This is a genomic window from Haloferax namakaokahaiae (genome assembly GCF_042663225.1).
GTDB lineage: Archaea > Halobacteriota > Halobacteria > Halobacteriales > Haloferacaceae > Haloferax > Haloferax namakaokahaiae.
The window spans coordinates 1,641,838-1,662,887 of record NZ_JBHTAA010000005.1 but is presented as its reverse complement, the minus strand read 5'-3'; the positions used below and the strand labels follow the sequence as shown (position 1 = coordinate 1,662,887).

The 21,050-nt window shown below is 62.5% G+C and carries 20 protein-coding genes and 1 tRNA gene; 9 read left to right on the top strand and 12 right to left on the bottom strand.

Going from position 1 to position 21,050, the window contains the following annotated elements; translation table 11 throughout:
* Positions 1-49: 49 nt before the first annotated feature.
* Both ACFQJC_RS16390 and ACFQJC_RS16385 read right to left on the bottom strand, forming a co-directional pair.
* The gene (locus tag ACFQJC_RS16390) at positions 50-439 is read right to left on the bottom strand and encodes a DUF2073 domain-containing protein (protein WP_390225371.1); all 390 of its coding nucleotides are present in this window, start codon (positions 437-439) and stop codon (positions 50-52) included.
* A gap of 6 nt (positions 440-445) precedes the next feature.
* On the bottom strand, positions 446-1,087 hold the full coding sequence (locus ACFQJC_RS16385) for an Era-like GTP-binding protein (RefSeq protein WP_390225369.1): 642 nt from the start codon (positions 1,085-1,087) through the stop codon (positions 446-448).
* A gap of 1,662 nt (positions 1,088-2,749) precedes the next feature.
* Between ACFQJC_RS16385 and ACFQJC_RS16380 the strand changes: the two genes are divergently transcribed.
* Entirely contained in the window at positions 2,750-4,348 is a 1,599-nt protein-coding gene (locus ACFQJC_RS16380) for a Cdc6/Cdc18 family protein (RefSeq protein WP_390225661.1), read from the top strand.
* Between the two features lie 26 nt (positions 4,349-4,374).
* Here the strand turns inward: ACFQJC_RS16380 and ACFQJC_RS16375 are convergent, their stop codons facing one another.
* Positions 4,375-5,187 carry a S24/S26 family peptidase gene (locus tag ACFQJC_RS16375; protein WP_390225367.1) on the bottom strand — a complete coding sequence of 271 codons (813 nt, stop codon included), beginning with the start codon at positions 5,185-5,187 and terminating at the stop codon, positions 4,375-4,377.
* A gap of 79 nt (positions 5,188-5,266) precedes the next feature.
* Here ACFQJC_RS16375 and ACFQJC_RS16370 point away from each other — a divergent pair, with 79 nt between their 5' ends.
* Positions 5,267-6,868 (top strand): DNA-directed DNA polymerase II small subunit, encoded by a 1,602-nt coding sequence (locus ACFQJC_RS16370; RefSeq protein WP_390225364.1) that lies wholly within the window; start codon positions 5,267-5,269, stop codon positions 6,866-6,868.
* A gap of 34 nt (positions 6,869-6,902) precedes the next feature.
* Here ACFQJC_RS16370 and ACFQJC_RS16365 read toward each other — a convergent pair whose 3' ends face one another.
* Positions 6,903-7,337, bottom strand: coding sequence for a hypothetical protein (locus ACFQJC_RS16365; RefSeq protein WP_390225362.1), 435 nt, complete (start codon positions 7,335-7,337; stop codon positions 6,903-6,905).
* Positions 7,338-7,525: 188 nt separating this feature from the next.
* Here ACFQJC_RS16365 and ACFQJC_RS16360 point away from each other — a divergent pair, with 188 nt between their 5' ends.
* Positions 7,526-8,704: an aspartate kinase gene (locus ACFQJC_RS16360; protein WP_390225360.1), complete on the top strand. Its 1,179-nt coding sequence runs from the start codon at positions 7,526-7,528 to the stop codon at positions 8,702-8,704.
* A 208-nt stretch (positions 8,705-8,912) separates the two neighbouring features.
* Positions 8,913-10,259, top strand: a complete 1,347-nt coding sequence (locus tag ACFQJC_RS16355; RefSeq protein WP_390225358.1) for a tryptophanase — start codon at positions 8,913-8,915, stop codon at positions 10,257-10,259.
* A 15-nt stretch (positions 10,260-10,274) separates the two neighbouring features.
* Here ACFQJC_RS16355 and ACFQJC_RS16350 read toward each other — a convergent pair whose 3' ends face one another.
* Together ACFQJC_RS16350 and ACFQJC_RS16345 are read right to left on the bottom strand one after the other, a co-directional pair.
* Positions 10,275-10,934, bottom strand: a complete 660-nt coding sequence (locus ACFQJC_RS16350; RefSeq protein WP_390225355.1) for a metallophosphoesterase family protein — start codon at positions 10,932-10,934, stop codon at positions 10,275-10,277.
* A gap of 56 nt (positions 10,935-10,990) precedes the next feature.
* A complete protein-coding gene (locus ACFQJC_RS16345) occupies positions 10,991-11,563 on the bottom strand; it encodes an IMP cyclohydrolase (protein WP_390225352.1) in 573 nt (190 codons plus the stop codon).
* 132 nt (positions 11,564-11,695) lie between these two features.
* Here ACFQJC_RS16345 and ACFQJC_RS16340 point away from each other — a divergent pair.
* Positions 11,696-11,768 (top strand) — tRNA-Gln (locus ACFQJC_RS16340).
* A 125-nt stretch (positions 11,769-11,893) separates the two neighbouring features.
* Here ACFQJC_RS16340 and cgi121 read toward each other — a convergent pair.
* Both cgi121 and ACFQJC_RS16330 read right to left on the bottom strand, forming a co-directional pair.
* Entirely contained in the window at positions 11,894-12,391 is a 498-nt protein-coding gene (cgi121, locus tag ACFQJC_RS16335; protein WP_390225350.1) for a KEOPS complex subunit Cgi121, read from the bottom strand.
* Positions 12,388-14,808 carry an ATP-dependent DNA helicase gene (locus tag ACFQJC_RS16330; RefSeq protein WP_390225348.1) on the bottom strand — a complete coding sequence of 807 codons (2,421 nt, stop codon included), beginning with the start codon at positions 14,806-14,808 and terminating at the stop codon, positions 12,388-12,390. Before ACFQJC_RS16330 ends, cgi121 begins: the two co-directional genes overlap by 4 nt.
* Before the next feature lie 111 nt (positions 14,809-14,919).
* Between ACFQJC_RS16330 and ACFQJC_RS16325 the strand changes: the two genes are divergently transcribed.
* The 3 genes from ACFQJC_RS16325 to ACFQJC_RS16320 all read left to right on the top strand — a co-directional run bounded on the left by ACFQJC_RS16325 (position 14,920) and on the right by ACFQJC_RS16320 (position 16,189).
* Positions 14,920-15,165: a ferredoxin gene (locus ACFQJC_RS16325; RefSeq protein WP_390225660.1), complete on the top strand. Its 246-nt coding sequence runs from the start codon at positions 14,920-14,922 to the stop codon at positions 15,163-15,165.
* A gap of 114 nt (positions 15,166-15,279) precedes the next feature.
* Positions 15,280-15,366, top strand: coding sequence for a hypothetical protein (locus ACFQJC_RS18285; protein ID WP_465261524.1), 87 nt, complete (start codon positions 15,280-15,282; stop codon positions 15,364-15,366).
* Between the two features lie 4 nt (positions 15,367-15,370).
* A complete protein-coding gene (locus ACFQJC_RS16320; RefSeq protein ID WP_390225346.1) occupies positions 15,371-16,189 on the top strand; it encodes a DUF7089 family protein in 819 nt (272 codons plus the stop codon).
* Positions 16,190-16,211: 22 nt separating this feature from the next.
* Here ACFQJC_RS16320 and ACFQJC_RS16315 read toward each other — a convergent pair whose 3' ends face one another.
* Together ACFQJC_RS16315 and ACFQJC_RS16310 are read right to left on the bottom strand one after the other, a co-directional pair.
* A complete protein-coding gene (locus tag ACFQJC_RS16315; protein WP_390225344.1) occupies positions 16,212-16,790 on the bottom strand; it encodes a DUF7090 family protein in 579 nt (192 codons plus the stop codon).
* 84 nt (positions 16,791-16,874) lie between these two features.
* Positions 16,875-17,333 (bottom strand): DUF2391 family protein, encoded by a 459-nt coding sequence (locus ACFQJC_RS16310; protein ID WP_390225342.1) that lies wholly within the window; start codon positions 17,331-17,333, stop codon positions 16,875-16,877.
* 123 nt (positions 17,334-17,456) lie between these two features.
* On the opposite strand from ACFQJC_RS16310, the gene ACFQJC_RS16305 reads away from it, so the two are divergent.
* Positions 17,457-18,137: a class I SAM-dependent methyltransferase gene (locus tag ACFQJC_RS16305; protein ID WP_390225340.1), complete on the top strand. Its 681-nt coding sequence runs from the start codon at positions 17,457-17,459 to the stop codon at positions 18,135-18,137.
* Positions 18,138-18,181: 44 nt separating this feature from the next.
* On the opposite strand, the gene ACFQJC_RS16300 is transcribed toward ACFQJC_RS16305, so the two are convergent.
* Positions 18,182-19,231, bottom strand: a complete 1,050-nt coding sequence (locus tag ACFQJC_RS16300) for an ABC transporter ATP-binding protein (RefSeq protein ID WP_390225658.1) — start codon at positions 19,229-19,231, stop codon at positions 18,182-18,184.
* 106 nt (positions 19,232-19,337) lie between these two features.
* On the bottom strand, positions 19,338-21,050 hold the full coding sequence (locus ACFQJC_RS16295; protein WP_390225338.1) for an ABC transporter permease: 1,713 nt from the start codon (positions 21,048-21,050) through the stop codon (positions 19,338-19,340).

The following is a 21,050-nucleotide window of genomic DNA, read 5'->3' as shown; positions in this document are numbered from 1 at the left end:
GGCATTGGTGGATGTGGGCGCCGGGTGGCGCGTGCTTCGTCTGTTCGACTTACTTCCGCGAGACGAGCGCGCTGATGAGGTTCTCGTCCTTGTGGAGCGTCTCGATTTGGTTCGCCGGGCCGATGACCGTCAGCTTCGCCGCCGATTGCCGACCCATGAGTCGGTCGAGGAAGCCTTGGTCGCCCGCCTGCGAACTCGGATACGTTTCGATTTCGATACCGTTGAACTCGTCCGGGCTGATTTCGGCCATCGTCACTTCGATGAGTTTGGACTCTTCTTCCGGGGCGAGTCCCTCTTCGAGGATGACGATGTTGCCGTCGCGGACGCCGTCCAAGATGAGTCGAATCTTCTCCATACTCGTGAGATTCGACATTCGGTTGCCGCTAATCAGGTCTATCTGAACCCCCGAGTTTCCGTCTGGTGCTTTTGCTTCAGGCATCTACATTCACCCAAAGTACTCTGCGATTTTCGAGTACACTTCGTCCATGTTCTCTCCTTCGAGCGCCGAGAGTTCGACCGTCTCGTGCTGCGGGTATGCGTTGGCGATGCGTTCGACGTTCGAATCGTCGAGGTCGATTTTGTTCGCAAAGATGAGCACCGGGAGGTTCTGACTCTCGATGATGCCGATGAGCATCGTGTTGACTTGCGAGATGGGGTCTTTCGTGCTGTCGAGCACGTAGATGACGCCATCGACGTCTTCACGAAGCCAGTGCATTGCCTCGGCGACACCCTCCGTGGCCTCGCGGGACCGACGGACGGCGTCGTCTTTCTCCATGTCGTGGTCGAGGAACTCTTTGTAGTCTACCTTCGTCGTGACACCCGGCGTGTCCACGATATCGATGGTGACTTTCTTCCCGTCACGCTCGATCTCGACGTTCTCCTTGCGGCGAGCACGACGAGTCTCGTGAGGGATGTGGCTCTCGGGACCGATGGCGTCACCAGTCCAGTCACGGGCGATACGATTTGCAAGAGTCGTCTTCCCGGCGTTCGGCGGGCCATAGATACCGATTCGCTTTGGCTCGCTCTCCGAAAAGAGCCGGTCGACGGCTCGTGAGATGCTGTCTCTAAGATCTGTAAGCAGTCCCATCTGAGGCCTCCCGCTCCTCCCGAATGTCTTCGTGGAGGGCGTATGCAGGTATGACCCAACCGTACTCACTTAAGCACTACGTCAGACATTAGTCACGTTTGAGACAGAACGACAGAATCAGAGATTCGGCCGTTTCGCCGCGAATACGGGTGTCTTGCCCGTTAATATTCACGTAGAGCGAACGTCGCTCGACGAGAGTTGGTAATTCATCGTGGCCATATTGTTGGTCTCGCGTGCATGCGCGAGGGAATGCGATAGCCGACCAACCTGACGAGACTGAACGCTGACCACTGACGAGACTGAACACTGACCACTGATGAGACTGGACGCTGACCACCGATGAGACTGGACGATCCAAGCGATATTCAGCGGTCAAACTCGGCTGGTCTCAGTACCAAGCCAGTCGTCACCGTGCCTTACGTGAACAGTGGTCAGAGTTTCACGTCGAACGAGTTGGCTCATCTGGTGGACGCATCGTGAACCACCATTCTCCTGTGGACGGGAAACGTGGGGTTATGGAACGTAGCAGGCCCCTACTGCCGGAATATCAGATATCCGCGGTCGAGAACGTGTCAAACGGTGGTATCGAAACTGTACGCGAGTGGCGCAACACCCCCACCCCTTCGTTTCAGGTGGAGCCGCCCGAACGGGTGTCGGGGGTGAAACCGCTAGACGGGAAACGGTCCTTGATTTTACCACCCAACCATACAATAATAACAAAACTGCCTCTATTACGGATTTGGTAGGATATTGGTAGTAATAAAACCCGGGGTTGTATAGACGCCGCGAGACTGGCCCCACACCTTCGAGACTCTCCACCCGAAACGAAGGGGTGTGGGGCATTCCACACCGAGGGGTTTCCCGTCGAACTGGAAACACACCAATTCTATTCAGCCGACAACCGACAGAAAAATCCGATTTTCGATTCCTTCACCGGTCTAAGACGCGAACGGCTGAAAACCCGGCTCCACGCGAAATGAAGGGGTCCACCCCACCAAAAATTCTCGTGGAGTGGAATTCGACCTCCCACTTTTCCTCCTTTCGACGGCACACAGTCTAGCGATTCTCCACGAACCGATCACCGCAGCCCCGTTCGTCGATGTCGGCGACGCCAAAGTGTCATCAGCATCGAGTGCCGCGTCGAGTCTCGGTGTGGCTTCTGCACGGTCTCGGTGTGACTCCTTCACGGTCGCGTTCGCGTTGGGCGTGCGCGTAAGTACAACATCATCCCATCATCCGAGAAATACGAGAAGACCGAACGTCCGAAAACCGAGCAGAACCCGGATGACGGGCTATCCGAATTAGTCGAGCAATCGAACGGTTGAGCAGCCGAAACGGTGGTCTGAAAGTGGTCTTTAGGCCGGGAGAGGACTCCTTCACGACCGAATCTCTCGTCTCTCTTGAAAGACCAAAATCCGTGTCTTATGGCTTCTCGTGACTATTTTCGAAACAACGCAGTCTCGTTCGACCGACTGATTCGATTACGAGCGTATTAATGAGTTAGAGAAGTAAGACTTTAGTAGCGCCTATTCGTTTGGTTCCTTTGCATCATCTGGACGCGCCTATTTCGGCTTCAACGACTGAAACCCGCTATACCGGGTTTCTGTTCCGATTTAGGTCGTTTCGCGGGCGCGTTCCACTCGAAACAAGGGGGTACTCATGATGGACGACGACGAGATGGCACGTGGTGACGAAGCAAACGAAGGCGGAACCGACTCGGAGAGTGATTCGTCTGCGACTTCGGGGGAGGTCGCACTGGACGACATCGACATCGAAGCCAGCATCGGTCCTGACGCTGACGCCGACGAGACTGATGTCGATCAGCACAAAGACCCCGCGGTCGGGCTCGACAAAGTCGTCCTGAACGACGACGAGAACTCGAAAGGACTGTTCGACGACCTGCTGGCGGGCGAACCAATCTTCGAGAACAAGGAAGTCCTCCGACCGTCGTACACCCCACACGAACTCCCCCACCGGACCGACCAAATCAACCAGATGGCGACGATTCTCGTCTCCGCACTTCGCGGGGAGACGCCGTCGAACATCCTCATCTACGGGAAGACGGGGACCGGGAAGACGGCGAGTGCGAAGTTCGTGAGTCAGGAACTCGAATCCACGTCACAGAAGTACGACGTTCCCTGTGAAGTCGAGTACATCAACTGCGAGGTAACCGACACGCAGTATCGCGTACTCGCCCAACTCGCCAACAAGTTCATCGAGAAGAACATCGAACGCATCGAGACCGAACTCGACCAACTCGACGAGATGCGAACGCGCGCGACGGAGAATCCGAACGCGCTCGACGACACCCCCTACAGTTCGATTGCAGAAATCGACGAACGCGCCGACGAACTCGCCGAGGATGCCGACGAGATGGAGACCGTCCCGATGACGGGGTGGCCAACCGACCGCGTCTACACGACCTTCTTCGACGCCGTCGATTACAAAGAACGCGTCGTCGTCATCATGCTCGACGAAATCGACAAACTCGTCGAGAAATCGGGCGACGACACGCTGTACAACCTCTCGCGGATGAACTCGGAACTGAACAACTCCCGTATCTCCATCATGGGTATCTCGAACGACCTGAAGTTCACCGACTTTCTGGACCCGCGGGTCAAATCGAGTCTGGGCGAGGAGGAAATCGTCTTCCCGCCGTACGACGCGAACCAACTCCGCGACATCCTCCAACACCGCGCCGACGTGGCGTTCAAAGCCGGCGCGCTCACCGACGACGTGATTCCGCTGTGTGCCGCGTTCGCCGCGCAGGAACACGGTGACGCGCGCCGCGCACTCGACTTGCTCCGAACTGCGGGCGAACTCGCAGAACGCGGTCAGGCAGACACCGTCGAGGAGACCCACGTTCGGCAGGCACAGGACAAAATCGAACTCGACCGCGTCGTCGAAGTCGTCCGAACGCTCCCCACGCAGTCGAAAATCGTCCTCTTCTCTATCATCCTCCTCGAGAAGAACGGCGTCCGCAACATCAACACGGGCGAGGTGTTCAACATCTACAAGCGTCTCTGCGAGGAGATCGACGCCGACATCCTCACCCAGCGGCGCGTGACCGACCTCATCTCCGAACTCGACATGCTCGGTATCGTCAACGCCGTCGTCGTCTCGAAGGGTCGCTACGGCCGAACCAAGGAGATTAGCCTCTCAGTTCCTATCGACGAGACCGAAGCGGTTCTCCTCTCAGACTCTCGTCTCAGCGATATCGAGAGCGCACAACCGTTCGTGCAAGCGCGGTTCGACAACTAACCGAATTCGGCTTCTTCGATTTTTATTCAGGACGCGAGCGCCAGCGCCGCCTGCGACGCGGTCACTGCACCCGAAGTGAAGCCCAGTCCGGGTGTCACCGGCGTTGCGGCCGAGAGCGTTCCGCCGAGCGTCAGGCGGACCCATCCGAGGTACGGGATGCGAACGCGTGCGACCCCTTGGACCCACTCGGGTTTGACGGGCGCGCTGATGCCGCTCACCTGGTCGTAGCCCGGGTTGGCGTCGCCCTTCGTGATAAAGCCGGCGTACGGTGCGGGACAGTACCTGAGTTCTTCGCAGTTGTCCGCGCCCATGTACTCCGGATTGGCTCTATCGTACCAGTTCTCGCCTTCTTCGACCCAGAGCATGGAGCGATGGATAATCGGGGGACCACCGATGCTCGGGTTGTCGTAGACGATGACGCTGCCGTAGCCTTTGAACGAGCGATAGCCCATCTCTGCGCCCGTCTCGGCGGTGACGACTGAGGTGCCATCGACGGCGGCGTCCGGGGTGAACCGCTCGGGACCTGTGATGAATATCAAGTCGCCTTTCTGCATGTGTGGGTCCATACTCCCGCTCTCGACGGCGACCATCGGCGGCCACACGCCGCTCACGGCGAAGAGGAGCGCGCCGATGAGTAACACGGCGCCGACGCTGGTGAGGGTCTCGCGGATGAACAACAGCGGTCCGTCTTGGGCCGTCATGAACCGGCCGAGGAGTCCGTCGTCGTCGCGGTTGCTGGAGGGCGAGGGTGTGCGTGCTTCGCTCGAATCGGGCGGAGACGTAGCGTCGCGGTTACGGGAGGGCGTCTCTGATGGTGGGCGCCCATCGTCAGCACTCATCACCCACCGTTTAGCCGGACCGGGTTTCAACGTTCTGGGTTTCGGCACCCTTTTGGCGTCACTCGTCCCACTCCGCGGTGTGCCTTTGGAGACGCCGGCGCGCATCGTTCGGGCACTCGTGAGTCGCGGCTACAACGCGGAACGCGAGGCCGTCACGCTCATCGCCGGTTCCGACGAACCCGGGGTGACGCTCGCACGGGTCGTCGAATCGGTCCCCGACGACGCGCTCCGTATCACTGCCGCCCACGTTCGTGAGGTGCTCGCGTCTGCACCCGTTTCGGACCCCTCGACGGCCGAAACGTCGAGTACCGACGACGAGAGGACCTCGTCGGCCCACCGAAAGACAGCCGGCGGCGACACCGGTTCAGACCCCCCTGTTTCGCCTGCAACATCGACCGCTGGCTCGGATGTTTCTCAATCAACATCTCCATCGGAAACAGGGGGGTCGTGGCCGGGGCGGAACCCCGACCTCTCGCTTCGCTCGCTCGCCATCGCCAACGACATGACCGGCGAATCCACGGGAACCGGCGAGTACGACGACTTCGTGAAAGTGTTCCGCGACCGCTACGAGAAGCTCTCGAAGATGCTCCGCGGCCGGGTCAACCACCGCCCCGCGAAGGCAATCTCGAACATGTCCGGCGGCGAGGAAGCCGAACTCATCGGCTTGGTCAACGACGTTCGCTCCACCAAGAGCGGTCACTGGCTCATCGAACTCGAAGACACCACGGGGACGTTCCCGTGTCTCGTGATGAAGGACCGCGACATCGCGGACGCCGTCAACGAACTCCTCATGGACGAGTGTATCGCCGTTCAGGGGACGCTCTCGGGCGACGCCGGCATCCTCTTCGTCGATTCGCTCCACTTCCCGGACGTGCCGCGGGGCCACCGACCGAACACGGCCGACCGACACGTCCAGGCGGCGCTCATCTCCGACGTCCACGTCGGCAGTCAGGAGTTCATGGAGGACGCCTGGAACGAGTTCGCCAACTGGCTTCACACCGAAGAGGCCGAACACGTCGAGTACCTGCTCATCGCGGGCGACATGGTCGAAGGCGTCGGCGTCTACCCGAATCAGGACGAGGAACTCGACATCATCGACATCTACGACCAGTACGAAGCCTTCTCGGAACACCTCAAGAAGGTGCCCGGCGACCTCGAAATCGTGATGATTCCGGGCAACCACGACGCGGTCCGACTCGCCGAACCGCAACCCGGATTCGACGACAACCTCCGGGAGATTATGTCCGCCCACGACCCGCGTATCGTGAGCAACCCGGCGATGGTCACCCTCGAAGGCGTCAACATCCTCATGTACCACGGCGTCTCGCTCGACGAGGTTATCGCCGAGCTGCCGGCCGAGAAGGCGAGTTACGACGAACCGCACAAGGCGATGTACCAACTCCTGAAGAAGCGACACGTCGCTCCGCAGTTCGGTGGTCACACGCGTCTCGCACCCGAAGAACAGGACTACCTGGTCATGCGCGAGGTCCCCGACATCTTCCACACCGGCCACGTCCACAAACTCGGGTGGGGAAAGTACCACAACGTGCTTGCGGTCAACTCCGGCTGTTGGCAGTCACAGACCGACTTCCAGAAGTCCGTCAACATCGACCCAGACTCGGGCTACGCTCCCATCGTGGACCTCGACACGCTGAGCATGACGGTACGGAAGTTCAGCTAACGAAGCGATTCACGCCGACTTTCGGTCCCGACTCTCAGTCTTCTGCGGTCTCCTCTAACCGATACAGTTCCGTCCGTTCGCCGTCGAATCGGGGACCGTAGCCCAGCCGCTCGAATCCCGCGCCTTCGACGATAGCCGCGATGTCGGCTTCCGACTCGACGAGCAGTATCTCGGCCGGCAACCCCTCGGTCGCCGCGAACCCCAGCGGTTCTTCGAGGAGTCGTTCGATTGCGGTCTCGGTCCCGTCGAGTCGCGTGATGTGGACGACACCGTCGCGCACGTCGAAGCCGACGAAGCCGTGAATCGGGTCCGCCTCCGACGGCGTGTCGGCGTTCGGGTCCGACCCGAGGTCGTCGGTGGCGACGCGAACCGTCCGGTCGCGGACGAGTCGTCGCATCGCGGCGGTCGGTGCGTTCGCAAGGGCCGCCAGCCGGTCTGCGTCCGTTTCGACGGCGTCTCGCACATCCATAGCCGATAATTCCCCGCCTTCGGGTATAAACCTCCGCCCAGAAATCGGGTAAAATCTCGGCTCTGTCTGTCGAATTGACGAAAGGAGGCAACGGTTGAAAAAGAGGACATAGTTATACGTCCCGCCGCGTTAGCCAATCGCATGATTGAGCACCAACGGATGCTGAAACGAGCGCGCTCGGAGGAACGATGCGCGTAGTCGCCAAGTTCGGCGGCACCTCTCTCGGGAGCGGTGACCGCATCAACCGCGCGGCGGACTCCATCGCCGCGGCCGTCGAAGCGGGTCACGAAATCGCCGTCGTCGCATCCGCGATGGGTTCGACGACCGACGACCTGCTGGACGAAATCAAGTTCGAAGCCGACGACCGCGACCGAGCCGAAATCGTCTCGATGGGCGAGCGAACGAGCGTTCGGATGCTCAAAGCCGCACTCAGCGCTCGCGGCGTCCAGGCGCTCTTCGTCGAACCCGGTTCCGACGAGTGGCCGGTCATCACGAACGACCTCGGCGAAGTCGATGTCGAAGCGACGCAGGCGCGTGCCGAGAAACTCGCCGCCGAACTCGACGGCGTCGTCCCCGTCGTCACCGGATTCCTCGCACAGAACCACGAAGGCGAGATTACGACGCTCGGTCGCGGCGGGTCGGACACGACGGCCGTCATGCTCGGCAAGTACATGGACGCCGACGAAGTCGTCATCGTGACCGACGTCGAGGGCGTCATGACGGGCGACCCGCGCGTCGTCGAAGGTGCTCGAAACGTCGGCCGCATCACCGTGGACGAACTCCGGAATCTCTCGTTCCGCGGCGCGGAAGTCGTCGCTCCCTCGGCGCTCTCCTACAAGGACGACGGACTCGACGTTCGCGTCGTCCACTACCAACACGGCGACCTCTTGACCGGCGGCACGCTCATCGAAGGCCAGTTCAACAACCTCATCGACATGCAGGAAGAGCCGCTCGCGTGTCTCACGGTCGCCGGCCGCGCCATCCGCAACCGACCCGGCATCCTCGCGGACCTCTCTGTCGCCTTGCGCGACGAATCTATCAACGTCGATTCGGTCGCCTCGGGCATGGACTCGATTACGCTCTACGTCAACGAAGACGACTCCAACCGCGCCGAGGCGGTCCTCCACGACCGCGTCGTCGCCGACGAGGCGCTCTCTTCTGTCACCGTCGAGGATAACATCGCCGTCATCCGCGTCACGGGCGGCGAACTTCCCAACCGCCCCGGCGTCGTCCTCGACATCGTCCAGCCAATCTCCGATGCGGGCATCAACATCCACGACGTGATTACCTCGGCGACGTCGGTGGCCATCTTCATCACGTGGGACGACCGCGAAGAGACGCTGAAAATCATCCAAGACCAGTTCTAGTCGGGCGTTCGGCCCGAGCTTCTCGTCCGCGACGGCGTCGTCGCCTCAGTGCCGTCGCCCGACCTCTGTCTCGTCAGGGCAATTACTATTTCGGCGATTGTTGCCGGAGACACTGATGCACACTCTCGTTCACGAACGCCGAAAATCGCACGCCGTCGCTCGATTTTAAACCGGCATACTTCTTCACATCTTCGGACGTGTCTCGGGTATGCGTTCATACAAGGCAAAGATGGTCGAGCCGATTCGGCTCATCTCACGCGAGGAGCGGGAAGCCGCGCTCGACGAGGCGGGTTACAACGCGTTCAACCTCGACGCCCGTGACGTGTACATCGACCTGCTGACCGACTCCGGGACGGGGACGATGTCGGCAGACCAGTGGGCGGCGATGATTCGCGGCGACGAAGCCTACGCCGGGAGCGAATCGTTCCACCGTCTCGCCGACTCGGTCAGCGACGTGATGGGCTTCGACTACGTCATCCCGACCCATCAGGGCCGCGGCGCGGAGAACGTCCTCTACGGGACGCTCCTCGAAGAGGGCGACGTCGTCCCGAACAACTCGCACTTCGATACGACGCGCGCTCACGTCGTCAATCAGGGTGCAGAGCCAATCGACTGTCCCTCACCCGCCGCGCGCGACCCCGACTCGACCGACCCGTTCAAGGGGAACTTCGACCTCGACGCGGGCTGGGCACTCGTCGAGGAAGTCGGCGAAGACGCCATCCCTGTCGTCGTCCTCACCATCACGAACAACTCCGTCGCCGGCCAGCCAGTCTCGATGGAAAACATCGAAGCCGTCGCCGAGTTCGCCACCGAAATCGACGCCCTGTTCGTCATCGACGCCTGCCGCTTCGCCGAGAACGCACACTTCATCAAGGAACGCGAACCCGGCTACGAAGACGTGAGCATCGCCGATATCGCCCGCGAGCAGTTCGCCCACGCCGACGCGATTACCATGTCGGGCAAGAAGGACGCGCTCGTCAACATCGGCGGATTCGCCGCGATGCGCGACGAGACGCTGTACGAACACGCCAAACAGCGCGCGATTCTCTACGAGGGCTTTCCGACCTACGGCGGCCTCTCCGGACGCGACATCGACGCCATGGCCGTCGGCTTGCGCGAAGCCGTCACCCCCCCGTACGTCGAAGAGCGAGTCGAACAAGTCGCCGAGTTGGGTGACTTACTCTCCGAGCGCGACGTACCCGTCTATCTCCCGACCGGCGGCCACGCCGTCTACCTCGACGCCAGCGAAATCTTCCCGCACATCCCGAAAGACCAGTTCCCCGGACAGGAACTCGTCTGCGCGCTCTACCTCGAAGGCGGCGTCCGCGGCGTCGAACTCGGCGGCTTCGCCTTCCCCGGCACCGACCGCCCTGACCTCGTCCGCCTCGCACTGCCCCGCCGAACCTACAGCTACGAACACCTCGAACACATCGCCGAGACGGCCGCGTCGGTACTCGACAACGCCGAGGAGTACTCGGGTCTCGAAATCGTCGAAGAACCGCCGATGAAGGAGCTTCGACACTTCTCGGCGAAACTCGAACCCGTCTCGGAGTAATCTCTCTCTCCCGTTTCAATAGCCGCTGTAGAGCCGACTGGCGAGTTTCGACGGCAAGCCGACGGCGTGAATCCGCGAGACGACGCGGTCGATGTCGTAGGCGACTCGGCGTTCATCGACGGTCTGTTCGTCCACATCGACCACCGCGTAGGCCGCTTCGGGGTCGCCGTCGCGCGGTTGGCCGACGCTCCCCGGGTTGAGGACGATTCCCTCGTCGTACACGCTGTGTGCCTGGACGTGCGTGTGGCCCATGACGAGCACGTCTTCGTCGCCGAGGAGCGAGGCCGAAAAGTCGTCGGGGTAGGTGTAGCGGTCGGGGCTTTCGGGGTGGCCGTGGACGATACGGACGCGGTCGTCGCAGCAGGTCCGCGAGTTCGGCAAGGAAGCGAGCCACTCCTTCGAGTCCGCGCTGATGGCTTTCTGGGCGAAGGTGACGCCCTCTTTCGCCATGGCGTTGAAACGAAACGGCGTCCCCGAGACGACCGCTCGGTCGTGGTTGCCCGAGACGGTCGGCACGTCGTGTTCGACGAGGAGTGAGACGCACTCGTCGGGCCACGGGTTGTAGCCGACCACGTCGCCGGCACAGACCACGCGCTCGACCGACGGCATGTCGGCTACCACCGCTTCGAGTGCTGGCAGATTCCCGTGGATATCGGAAATCACGCCGATGCGCATAGGTACCAATTCTCTACGTCGGCAGTGCTGAAAAAGTACCGTCCTCGTCTTCGAGACTATTCGCCGTTGTAGAACGCGATGTCAACGTCGTCGCCGACGGTGGCGGCCGCGGCGCACACGGCGTGTTCGAACTCGTGGTCGTAGAGTTCGCGTGCGACACCCGCTGCATCGTCGCTGTCGAGGGCGAACGCCCGCGGGTCGTCTTCTTCGTAGGTAGCGACCAGCGTCGGTTCAGAGACGGCTTCGACGATGAGCGCGTCCTTGCGGACGATGGCGATGTACGCCTCGTCGTCGCCGACGACGCCCGCGATGCGCGGCGTGTTGTAGTCGTCTTTCTCGTAGTCGAGTGCGAGCAGGCTCGTCGCAAGTGCGTCACGCGGCGGGTAGCCGAGGTCGAGTTTCTCGGCGATGGGGTCAACCTGCGACCCGTTACCGATGGCGACGTAGTCGCCGCCCTCGCGGACGCAGTTGTAGGCGATGTAGGGGTTGTCGGTCTCCGGGGCGTCGGGCGTCGGGCCGACGGTCAGCGTGCCGTCGCGGTCTGTGACCTGACGGTTCGGGAACGACCGAGAGGAGACGCGATACCCACCGATTCCGGGGCCGATGACGACGAATCGTCCGACGTACATACACGAAGTTGGATAGAACAGGGGCAAATAGTTGGTGGTTTGTGCACGTCTGTCCGACGTATTGCCACGTCGTCGCACGCCCGCGGCGACACGCAACGTTTACAAATACCCACTGACTACGAATGGGTGCGAAGTTCCATGGGGTAGTGGCCAATCCTGTCGCCTTCTGGGGGCGACGACCCAGGTTCGAATCCTGGTGGAACTATCTCTGTTCCCGCGGTGTAACCATTTTCACGCTCTTTGCTCACCGAGGCCACGCCGTCTCCCGTTCTCCACTTGAAACGAAGGGCGGCGTCAGACAATCACAAGGGGACCGTTTCGTGTGGAACTCTATCTCTCGACGGTGAGCAGCGCCACTCGTTCGACGACGAGGGCTTCGAGGTCACCATCGACGACAGCGAGTTCTTCCTCGCCGATATCGAAGAAGTCGCGGACGAGCGGTTCGTCCATCCGCTCGCCGAGCGTCGGTCCAGCCTCGATATCGAGGCGTTCGAGCAGTCTCTCTTCGGCTTCGTCCTCGTGGTCGCCATCGATTAGAATCACGACCGACCGCTCACCCTCACCGACGCCCATCTCGAAGGCGCGGTTGATTTGGCGGCGACCGCTCGCATACAGCAGGATTTCGACCGCTCTGTCGCGGGCGATTTCGTTCCCGCGGGAGATGGCGCGGTCCGCGAGTTCCACCGCTCGTTCGAGGTGCGCACGACTGACGACGAACCGCGCGTCGAACGCCTGAATCGTCGTCTCCGTCTCGTCGGCGACTTCGCCCAACGTCTCGATGAACGCATCGAGGTCGGCGATGGTCACCGTGCCTTCGAGGAGTCTCATTCGAAATCACCCAGACTGGCCTGTTGGTCCGCTCGGTCTTTAGCCGTCTCGAATCCAGAATCATCGGGAATCGCGTCGTCGGGCGCGTCGGATTCGTCCACGTCGTCCATCGAGGGGTCTTTTCGCCCCGCGGCTTCGAGAATGTTTTCGGCCGTCTTGCGGCGACCACGGAGCGCGGCGAGGACGTGCGCCTTCGGTGCCTCCCGAAGGTCTGCGCGCGTCTCGATGCCCGCCTCGAAGAGTCGGCGAGCGCGCTTTCGACCGACGCCGCGGACGCCCGCGAGGTCGAGCAGTTCGTCGCGCACGCCGTACTCGACGCGCTTTTTCGCCTCTCTGACCGCGAGTGCGGAGTCGAGGTCCAACTCGCTGGCGAGGCGTTCGGCCGCGCCGAGCAACCACTGGGCGGTTTCGACCTTGCCACGAATATCGCCCGGGCCGACGCCGTAGCGGTCGGTGATTCGGTCCTCGTCAACTTCTCGCGTCCAGTCTTCGAGGAGTTTCGCGGTCTTGAGCGCCGAGAGCCAGTCTTCGAAGGCGACGTCCTCGTACTCGGAGGGGACTCGTCCCAGCAGTTCGGGTTCGCGCTCGTAGCAGAGTTCCGTGTAGGTCTCTCTGTCACCCGACTTCAGGTACAACTGGTACATATCGGGGGTGCGGCAGACCAGATGGAACAACCCGAGTGCGGTCGGATACGTGCGGTCGGTCTCGATAGGGCCGTCGCCGTCGTCGGACGTGGCCATCTCGCTGGCGCGCTGGAAGCCGCCGGGTTCCTCCCGTTGCTTCTTCGGCTTCGATTCGACTTCTCCCTCTAACTCGCGGAGCTTCTCGTTCCGGCTCTTCGCGGCCCACTCCAGTCCGTCGATGATTTCGGCGGCGCTCATCGGGTCGAGGTAGAGACGCGAGACAGTGTGCCCAATCGAAGTTGCGCGAATCGTCTGATTGTCGAATTCGATGAAGCCGTTGACCTCCAAATAGTTGAGTACCCGGTCGGTGACCTGTTCTAACCGCTGGTCGTCGTCGGTTTGGGTCGCATAGAGGGTCTGGTCGAGGAATTCGAGCAAGCCCTCGCGGGTGTGCGCAAAGCCGGAGGCGACGGTGGCGAGCAGGTGGGTTCGGAGCGCGGGTTCGGCCGCGAGTTTCGAGTACACCTCTTCGGCCTCGGCCCAGATGTACCGTTCAAATAGCTCGTCGCGGGTGTCCACGTCGCTGGCGAGCAGGACGGCCTCGCCGTATGGGTCGAGGCCCGGGCGTCCGGCACGGCCCATCATCTGGTGGACTTCGAGCACTTCGAGCGGTTTCATGCCGCCGTAATCGCCGTCGTAGCGCTGCCAGTCGCGGACGATGACGCGCCGACTCGGGGTGTTGACGCCCGCGGCGAGGGTGGGCGTCGCGCAGATGCACTTGATGAGTCTGTCGCGGAAGGCGTCCTCCACGAGCGTTCGGTGTTCGGCGGCGAGTCCGGCGTGGTGGAACGCCGCGCCCTTGGCGACGACGTTGGCGAGGTTGTCGGAGGTTTCGGTGTCCGAAACGTCGCGTATCTCCGCGGCGAGTTCGGCGAGTTCGCCGCGTTCGACGCCGGTGATGTACTCGTCGGTGACGCCCGCCATGCGCCGTGCCGCGGACTCGGCGTTTCTGCGGGAGTTGACGAACACGAGCGAGGAGCCTTGGTCGTCGTCGTCGTCGCCGTCCAACGCGTCGGCGACGAGCGCGGGTGCCTGCCGGTCGCCTTTAGCGACCGGAACTTCGCGTTGGCTCCCGTCGTCGAAGTTGATGGCGTTGCCGATGTGGACACCCATCTTCAGGTCGATCGGTCGCCAGTCGGATTGCACCAAGGTCGCGTCCAACCAGTCGGCGACTTCGCCCGCGTTGCCGACGGTGGCCGACAGGGCGACGACTTGCAGACTCGGATTCAGTCGCCGCAGTTTCGCCAGCGTCACTTCGAGCGTCGGCCCGCGGTGTCGGTCGTTGACGAGGTGGACCTCGTCGGAGACGACGCAGGTGAGTTCGTCCATCCACGAGGCGTTGTTGCGGACGAGCGAATCCACTTTCTCGCTCGTGGCGACGATGATATCGCGCGAGGAGAGCCACTCGCTCGTGGAGTCGTAGTTGCCGGTGGAGACGCCGACGGTGATTCCGAACTCCTCCCAGCGTTCGAACTCCGCTTTCTTCTCGGAGGCGAGCGCACGCAAGGGGACGATGTAGAGCGCCTTCCCGCCGCGGGCGATACTCGACAGCATGGCGAGTTCCGCGACGAGCGTCTTCCCGCTGGCTGTCGGGACGGCGGCGACGAGGCTCTGGCCGTCGGTCAATCCCGCCTCGACGGCCTCCGCCTGCGGGGGATAGAGTTCCTCGATACCCTCGTCGTGGAGGGCGTCGGTGACCCCGTCGGGGAGACCCGTTAGGTCCGCTGTTCGCATTGACTTCACTTGGAAAGTGATGGGGTTTAAACCATCGGACGGTTCGGGCCCGTTTTGCTGCCGCGGGGATGCGTCGGCAGGGCTATGTACGACCCACGGAAAGAACGAGACATGAAAGTCGAGTACGACCGCGAGACGTGCATCGGTATCTTCCAGTGCGTGGACGAGTGGGACGCGTTTCAGAAAGACCTCGACGCCGGGAAGGCCGACCTCCAAGACGCAGAAGAGGTCGAAGAGGACGTGTTCGTCCGCGAGATTCCCGAAGACGCCGAGTTCGACGCGAAGTTCGCCGCACGCGTCTGTCCCGTCGAAGCCATCCGCATCATCGACGACGACGGCGAGCAGTTGATTCCCTGACTCTGTTTTTCGTCCCTTCTCGTGTACGTCTCACACACCCCTCCATTTCGAGTGGAGAATCACCCTGACGACGGACTATAAGCGTTTAAGCGTGGGGCCGCTAATCGTGACACCATGAGCCAAGCGACGAAAATCGTACTCGGTACCGTTGGCATCTCGGCACTCCTCGCGCTCGTTCTCGTCGGAATGAGCCTCGCGTAACCAGATGTTCGAACCGCGCACGCTCTCGGCGGACCTCGAAGCCGTCCACGAGGAGTACGCACCCGACGCGCTCGTCTTCGACGTGGAGACGGACTTCGAGACGATTCCCCCGGCGGCCGCGGAGAACCTCGGTCTCGTGGTCGAGTCGCTCTCCCCGGCGTCGTACCCCACCGAGTGGCTACCACCGGAGGTGCCCCAACTCCTCGGGGCCTACGCGTCTTCCGATTTCACCATCGGCATGCCCGGCGACGGGACGGTGGTCTGGACGCGACAGACGACGCCACCGACGGTGTTCTTGAAGCATCGCGCGAAGAACACGCCAGACCACTTCTTGGACTTCCTCGTCGCCGAGGCGTTCGTCCAACTCAGTTTCGAGGACGTCCCGGAGCACTTCCTGCCCTTCTTCGGCGAACACTACCGCGACCTCACGGAGGCGATTCCGGCCGGTCCAAACGAGGTGTATCAAATCGCACTCGCGCTGTTCGAAGGCTGGATTGGACTGCACACCCGCGACGTGTTCGCGTCGTGGGAGGGCGAACACGACGCGCTCTACGACACGTGGGAAGACACGGGCGAACGACTCGACGAGCGACTCGCCGACCTGCCACGCGCCGTCGCTCTCGGCGACACGTCGTTCGCAAACGCGACGGAGTACGCGTGTTCGGCGATCAAACACGGTCGGGAACTTCCCGCGCCCTTTGCGGCACTCGACACCGAGGCGTACCTCGAATACGGTCCCGCCTACGCGGTTCGCTGGGCCGAGAAGACGTTCGAGCAACTCGCCGAGAAGCACGACGCTCGGCGAGAGAGCGAGTCGAACTGAGCGAAAAACTCGCAGTTCTATTTTAGAATTCGCTGGTGACGGTGCCGTCTTCGTCGAGTTCGACGACGCTCGTGAAGAGTTCGCGGAAGCGGTCGAGCGTCTCCTCGTCGTGGACTTCGTTCGAGAGGTGGAACAGGCCGACTGCGTCGTACTCCACGAGCAGTTCGAGAATCTGCTTGGTCGCTTCGAACGCGCGGTCCACGTCGGCGTAGTAGGCCATCTCGGTGACCGAATCGACGCTGAGTCGAAGCTTTCCGTCGTGCGATTCGAGGAACCGTCGGGTCTTTTCGACGATGGCGTCGAGGTCGTCGGGCGAGGCGACGTAGTAGATGTTGTCTGAGCTTCGCCGCGAGTAGCCGCGCTCGATAGAGAGCGTGTCGAGAATCGTCGCCCGCGACTCGTCTACCTCGTAGTGTTCGAGCTTCTGTTCGACCTCGCGCGCGGTGGTTCGCGTCGAGATGACGAGGAAGTTGTCGGTGTCGGTCTTGAAGAAGTCCGTGTCGATACGGTCCGTCTCGCCGATGCTCGGGTGAAGGAGCAAGATACCCGTTCCGGCGGGAATTGTGTCCGGAGTCGTCTCGATGGCGAGCTCGTAATCCATACCCGATGGATTGACCGCGCGAACTTAACGGTTCAGGGTCGTACGGTCGAGCTGTCTCTTCTCGGACAGGCCAGCGTGGTCACCTTAAAACAGCGAATCGGCGGTGGCGGCACCGATGACGCTGAACACCGCACCGACGCTCGTCGCCTTGAGAGTGATGGCGACGACAGCGAGGTCGAGAGTCATCCCGGCACCTTCGAACAAGACCCGCCCGGACACGTCGGCGAGGAAGGTCCCGGGCGCGTCGAACGCGAGTGCGAGGATGAACACCGAGAGGTACGAGACGCTGATGAGCGAGATGAACCGAAGTGGAATCCCTGCAATCTCTCGTTCCTTTTCGGGGTCGCGGTCGTCGGCTTTGTACAGTGCGCCGTAGCCGACGGCGAAGACGATGAGGGCGGTGAGGAGTCCTTGGAAGAGCGACATACTTCGGGCGAGCACCCACACCTCTTCGGTCACGACGAACGGCCCGGCGAGCAGAAAGCCCCCCACGATTTGCTGTGCAGAGTCTGCGAGGGCAAACCTGCGACGGACGCCAACCATACACCGTCTGTGGGGCGACTGTAATTAAATGGCGCGCCCGCGGCGGTCGATTAGTGGCGGCTTTGCCACGAGTGCACCGCCTCGCTTCGAACCGGTTTAGTCGCCCGCCCGTGTGCCTCCGGTATGAGCGTACGCGACGAGTTCGACGACTGGGCGACCGACGGCCGAGACAAGGGAATGGAAGACCGCCACTGGCACACGGCGAAACACGCCCTCGCCCGGATGCCGGTCGAACCCGGCGACGTGGTCCTCGACCTCGGCACCGGCAGCGGCTACGCATTGCGCGCCCTCTACGACACGAAAGATATCGGTCACGGCTACGGTCTCGACGGCTCGCCGGAGATGGTGAACAACGCCCGCGAGTACACCGAGACCGAGGACATCGAGTTCGTCGTCGGCGACTTCGACGACCTGCCATTCGCCGACGACAGCATCGACCACGTCTGGTCGATGGAGGCGTTCTACTACGCGCCCGACCCGCACCACACGCTCGAAGAAGTCGCGCGCGTGCTCAGGCCCGGCGGGACGTTCTACTGCGCGGTCAACTACTACGAGGAGAACGTCCACTCCCACGAGTGGCAGGACAACATCTCCATCGAGATGACGCGCTGGACGCACCAAGAGTACCGCGAGGCCTTCCGCGACGCCGGACTCTACGTCGCCGAGCAGGACTCCATCGCGGACATGGACATCGAGATTCCCGACGAGAGCGAGTTCCCGACCGATAGCTGGGAGACGCGAGAAGCCATGGTCGAGCGCTATCGCACGTACGGGACGCTTCTGACCGTCGGCGTCGCGCCCTGAGCATCGACTCGCTCGCTACCTTCACTTCTCGACGTTCGAGACCGTCACTCCACGACGTGGACGTCCTCGCTATCGAATCCGACGACCAACCGCGCTCCGTACTCGAACGTCGCTCGCGTCTCGTCGGCGACGGCGACGGTCAGTTCGTGACCGTCCCAGTCGAGCGTCAACCGCGTCGTCGCGCCCTGAAACTCGGTGCCGACGAGCGTTCCGCGTATCTGATTTTGCCCGCCGTCGAGGACGAACTGCTCGGGTCTGACACAGAACGTCACGCTTTCGCCGGGCGATTTTTCGATGCCGTTCAGTCGCCACTCGCTCTCGCCGACTTCGACCACCGACCCCCCCGTTTCCGGTCGAGATTTCACTCGCCCGTCGAACACGTTGTTCTCGCCGACGAACGACGCGACGAACTCCGTCTTCGGCCGGTGATACACGTCGCGGGGGTCGCCAACCTGTTCGACGCGGCCGCGGTTGAGGACGGCCACGCGGTCCGAGACGGCCAGCGCTTCGGACTGGTCGTGGGTGACGTAAACGGTAGTGACGCCGAGTTCGGTTTGGATGCGCTTGACTTGTCTCCGAAGACGCTTGCGGAGGCGGGCGTCGAGTGCCGACATGGGTTCGTCCAACAGGAGTAACTCCGGACCCGGTGCGAGGGCGCGAGCGAGGGCGACGCGCTGCTGCTGGCCGCCCGAGAGCGAATCTGGCTCCCGGTCTTCGAACCCCGTCAAATCGACGAGGTCGAGTAGTTCGGAGACGCGTTCGTCGCGGGAGACGCCGCCCGGCGGGTCGGTAAATCGCAGGCCGTAGGCGACGTTCTCGCCGACGCTCATGTGCGGAAAGAGCGCGTAGTTCTGGAAGACGACGCCGACACCCCTCGATTCGGGTGGGACGCCCGCCATCGACTCCCCGTCGAACCTGATGGTCCCCGTCGTCGGTGCTTCGAACCCGGCGATACAGCGGAGCGTGGTGGTCTTGCCGCACCCGGAGGGACCGACGAGCGTGAAGAACTCGCCGTCTTCGACGGTCAGCGACACCGAATCCAGCGCCGTGGCGGTGCCGTACCGCTTCGAGACGGCTTCGAGTTCGAGTTTCACGGATGGCCCCCCCGTGCTGTCTCGCTCGCCGAAGTCGCGTTCGTCGAAGTCGCACTCGCCGAGACCACACTCCCCGAAATCACACGACTCGGTTTCGACACGCGCCTCATAAATCACTCCACCTCCCGCCGAAGCGGTCCACGACGACGAAACTGACGGACGTAACGAAGAGAAGTACACACCCCATCGCCGTCGCCGGACCTAACCGTCGGCCCAAAAACCGCTCGACTGCGACGGGCATCGTGTAGCTCTGTGCGCCCTCGGCGAGGATGATAGTCGAGTTGAACTCGCCGATGCTGATGGCGACGGCGAACGCCGCGCCCGCGACGACACCGGTCCAGACGAGCGGTATCTCCACGTCGCGGAGGGCATGTGCCCGCGTCGCGCCCAGACTCCGGGCCGATTCCACGAGCCGGCCGTCGAGTCTGGCGAGCAACGGCGCGACGTTTCTCGTCACGAATGGGTACGCGCTGACCGTGTGGGCCGCGACGATGGCGAGCGCGCCGGTCACCTGGGTTCGCATGCCGAAGAGTTCGGTTCCGAAGACCAGTCCCCGAAGCAGGCCCAATCCAACCACGATTCCCGAGACGGCGAAGGGGGCCATCGCCAGCGCGTCGATGAGCGTGCGCCCGCGGTAGCGACGCGTCGTCAACACGGCCATCGTCACGCCCATCGGGACGGCGACGACGAGCGTCCCCGCGGCGAAGACGAGCGAGTTCCAGATGGCGGGCAGGGGTCGGACTTGGAACTCCGCGCCGGTCAACTGGCGTTCGACCAGGAACTGGTAGTTTTCGAGGCTCAACGTCCCGTCCGCGCCGGTGAAACTGGCGAGAATCATGCTCGCAATCGGGACGACGAAGACGAGGAAGACGACGACCGAGTACGCGCTGATTCCGAGGGTTCGGAGCGTGAGTCGCGGCGTCCACGAATCGGGGAGAATCGACTGCCGCGGGAGGGGACTCGCCGCACCGCCAGCAGACCGCTGGCGTGCTTCGTACTGGAGATAGACGACGGTCAGACCGAGCGAAATCACCGTCTCGATGACCGCCAGACTCGCGGCCTCGGCGTAGGCGAGGTCACGGACCTTCGAGAAGATGAACACCTCGATGGTCGCCAACTGAAAGCCGCCGAGGGCGAGGACGATGGGGAACGACGCGAAGGTGAAGATGAACGTCAGCGTCGCGCCCACGGCGATAGACGGGAGGAGTTGGGGGAGCACGATATCGTAGAACGCGCGCCAGCGACCAGCACCGAGTGCCCGGGCGGTTTCGACGGCACGGGCATCGACGCTCTCCCACGCCGCGGTGGTGACGCGGGCGACGAGCGGCGCGTTGTAGAACGCGTGGGCGACGATGATGGCTTCGAGCGTGTAGAGCAACTCGATAGGCGGCAGGCCGACGAGGGCGAGCGCCCGGTTGAGCGTCCCGTTCTGGCCGAACGTGGCGACGAAGCCAGTGGCGACCATAATCGAGGGCATGACGAAGGGGAGAATCGTCAGCGAGCGCAGCGTCTCTCGGCCGGGAAAGTCGAAGCGGGCGAAGAGCCACGCCGCGGGGAGGCCGAGAAGGACGCTCGCAATCGTCGAGTAGAACGCCTGCTTGGCGGTGAACCAGATGATGTCGTCGCGGTAGAACTCGCTGGAGAGGATATCGACGATGGGGTCGAGCGTGAACGACCCGTCTACGAGCACCGCGTCGGCGAAGACGGTCCCGACGGGGTAGTAGAAGAGGACGAGGAGGACGAGGGCGGTTGCGACCGCGACGACAGAGAGCAGGTGCTGTTCGAGCAGTCGGGTGACGCGGCGCGCGGTCGATGTCAC

Excerpts from the sequence above, each read along its gene's own strand:
- ACFQJC_RS16390 (WP_390225371.1), bottom strand. The coding sequence starts at position 439 with ATGCCTGAAGCAAAAGCACCAGACGGAAACTCGGGGGTTCAGATAGAC.
- ACFQJC_RS16385 (WP_390225369.1), bottom strand. The coding sequence starts at position 1,087 with ATGGGACTGCTTACAGATCTTAGAGACAGCATCTCACGAGCCGTCGAC.
- ACFQJC_RS16380 (WP_390225661.1), top strand. The coding sequence starts at position 2,750 with ATGGACGACGACGAGATGGCACGTGGTGACGAAGCAAACGAAGGCGGA.
- ACFQJC_RS16375 (WP_390225367.1), bottom strand. The coding sequence starts at position 5,187 with ATGAGTGCTGACGATGGGCGCCCACCATCAGAGACGCCCTCCCGTAAC.
- ACFQJC_RS16365 (WP_390225362.1), bottom strand. The coding sequence starts at position 7,337 with ATGGATGTGCGAGACGCCGTCGAAACGGACGCAGACCGGCTGGCGGCC.
- ACFQJC_RS16360 (WP_390225360.1), top strand. The coding sequence starts at position 7,526 with ATGCGCGTAGTCGCCAAGTTCGGCGGCACCTCTCTCGGGAGCGGTGAC.
- ACFQJC_RS16355 (WP_390225358.1), top strand. The coding sequence starts at position 8,913 with ATGCGTTCATACAAGGCAAAGATGGTCGAGCCGATTCGGCTCATCTCA.
- ACFQJC_RS16350 (WP_390225355.1), bottom strand. The coding sequence starts at position 10,934 with ATGCGCATCGGCGTGATTTCCGATATCCACGGGAATCTGCCAGCACTC.
- ACFQJC_RS16345 (WP_390225352.1), bottom strand. The coding sequence starts at position 11,563 with ATGTACGTCGGACGATTCGTCGTCATCGGCCCCGGAATCGGTGGGTAT.
- cgi121 (WP_390225350.1), bottom strand. The coding sequence starts at position 12,391 with ATGAGACTCCTCGAAGGCACGGTGACCATCGCCGACCTCGATGCGTTC.
- ACFQJC_RS16330 (WP_390225348.1), bottom strand. The coding sequence starts at position 14,808 with ATGCGAACAGCGGACCTAACGGGTCTCCCCGACGGGGTCACCGACGCC.
- ACFQJC_RS16325 (WP_390225660.1), top strand. The coding sequence starts at position 14,920 with ATGAAAGTCGAGTACGACCGCGAGACGTGCATCGGTATCTTCCAGTGC.
- ACFQJC_RS18285 (WP_465261524.1), top strand. The coding sequence starts at position 15,280 with ATGAGCCAAGCGACGAAAATCGTACTCGGTACCGTTGGCATCTCGGCA.
- ACFQJC_RS16320 (WP_390225346.1), top strand. The coding sequence starts at position 15,371 with ATGTTCGAACCGCGCACGCTCTCGGCGGACCTCGAAGCCGTCCACGAG.
- ACFQJC_RS16315 (WP_390225344.1), bottom strand. The coding sequence starts at position 16,790 with ATGGATTACGAGCTCGCCATCGAGACGACTCCGGACACAATTCCCGCC.
- ACFQJC_RS16310 (WP_390225342.1), bottom strand. The coding sequence starts at position 17,333 with ATGGTTGGCGTCCGTCGCAGGTTTGCCCTCGCAGACTCTGCACAGCAA.
- ACFQJC_RS16305 (WP_390225340.1), top strand. The coding sequence starts at position 17,457 with ATGAGCGTACGCGACGAGTTCGACGACTGGGCGACCGACGGCCGAGAC.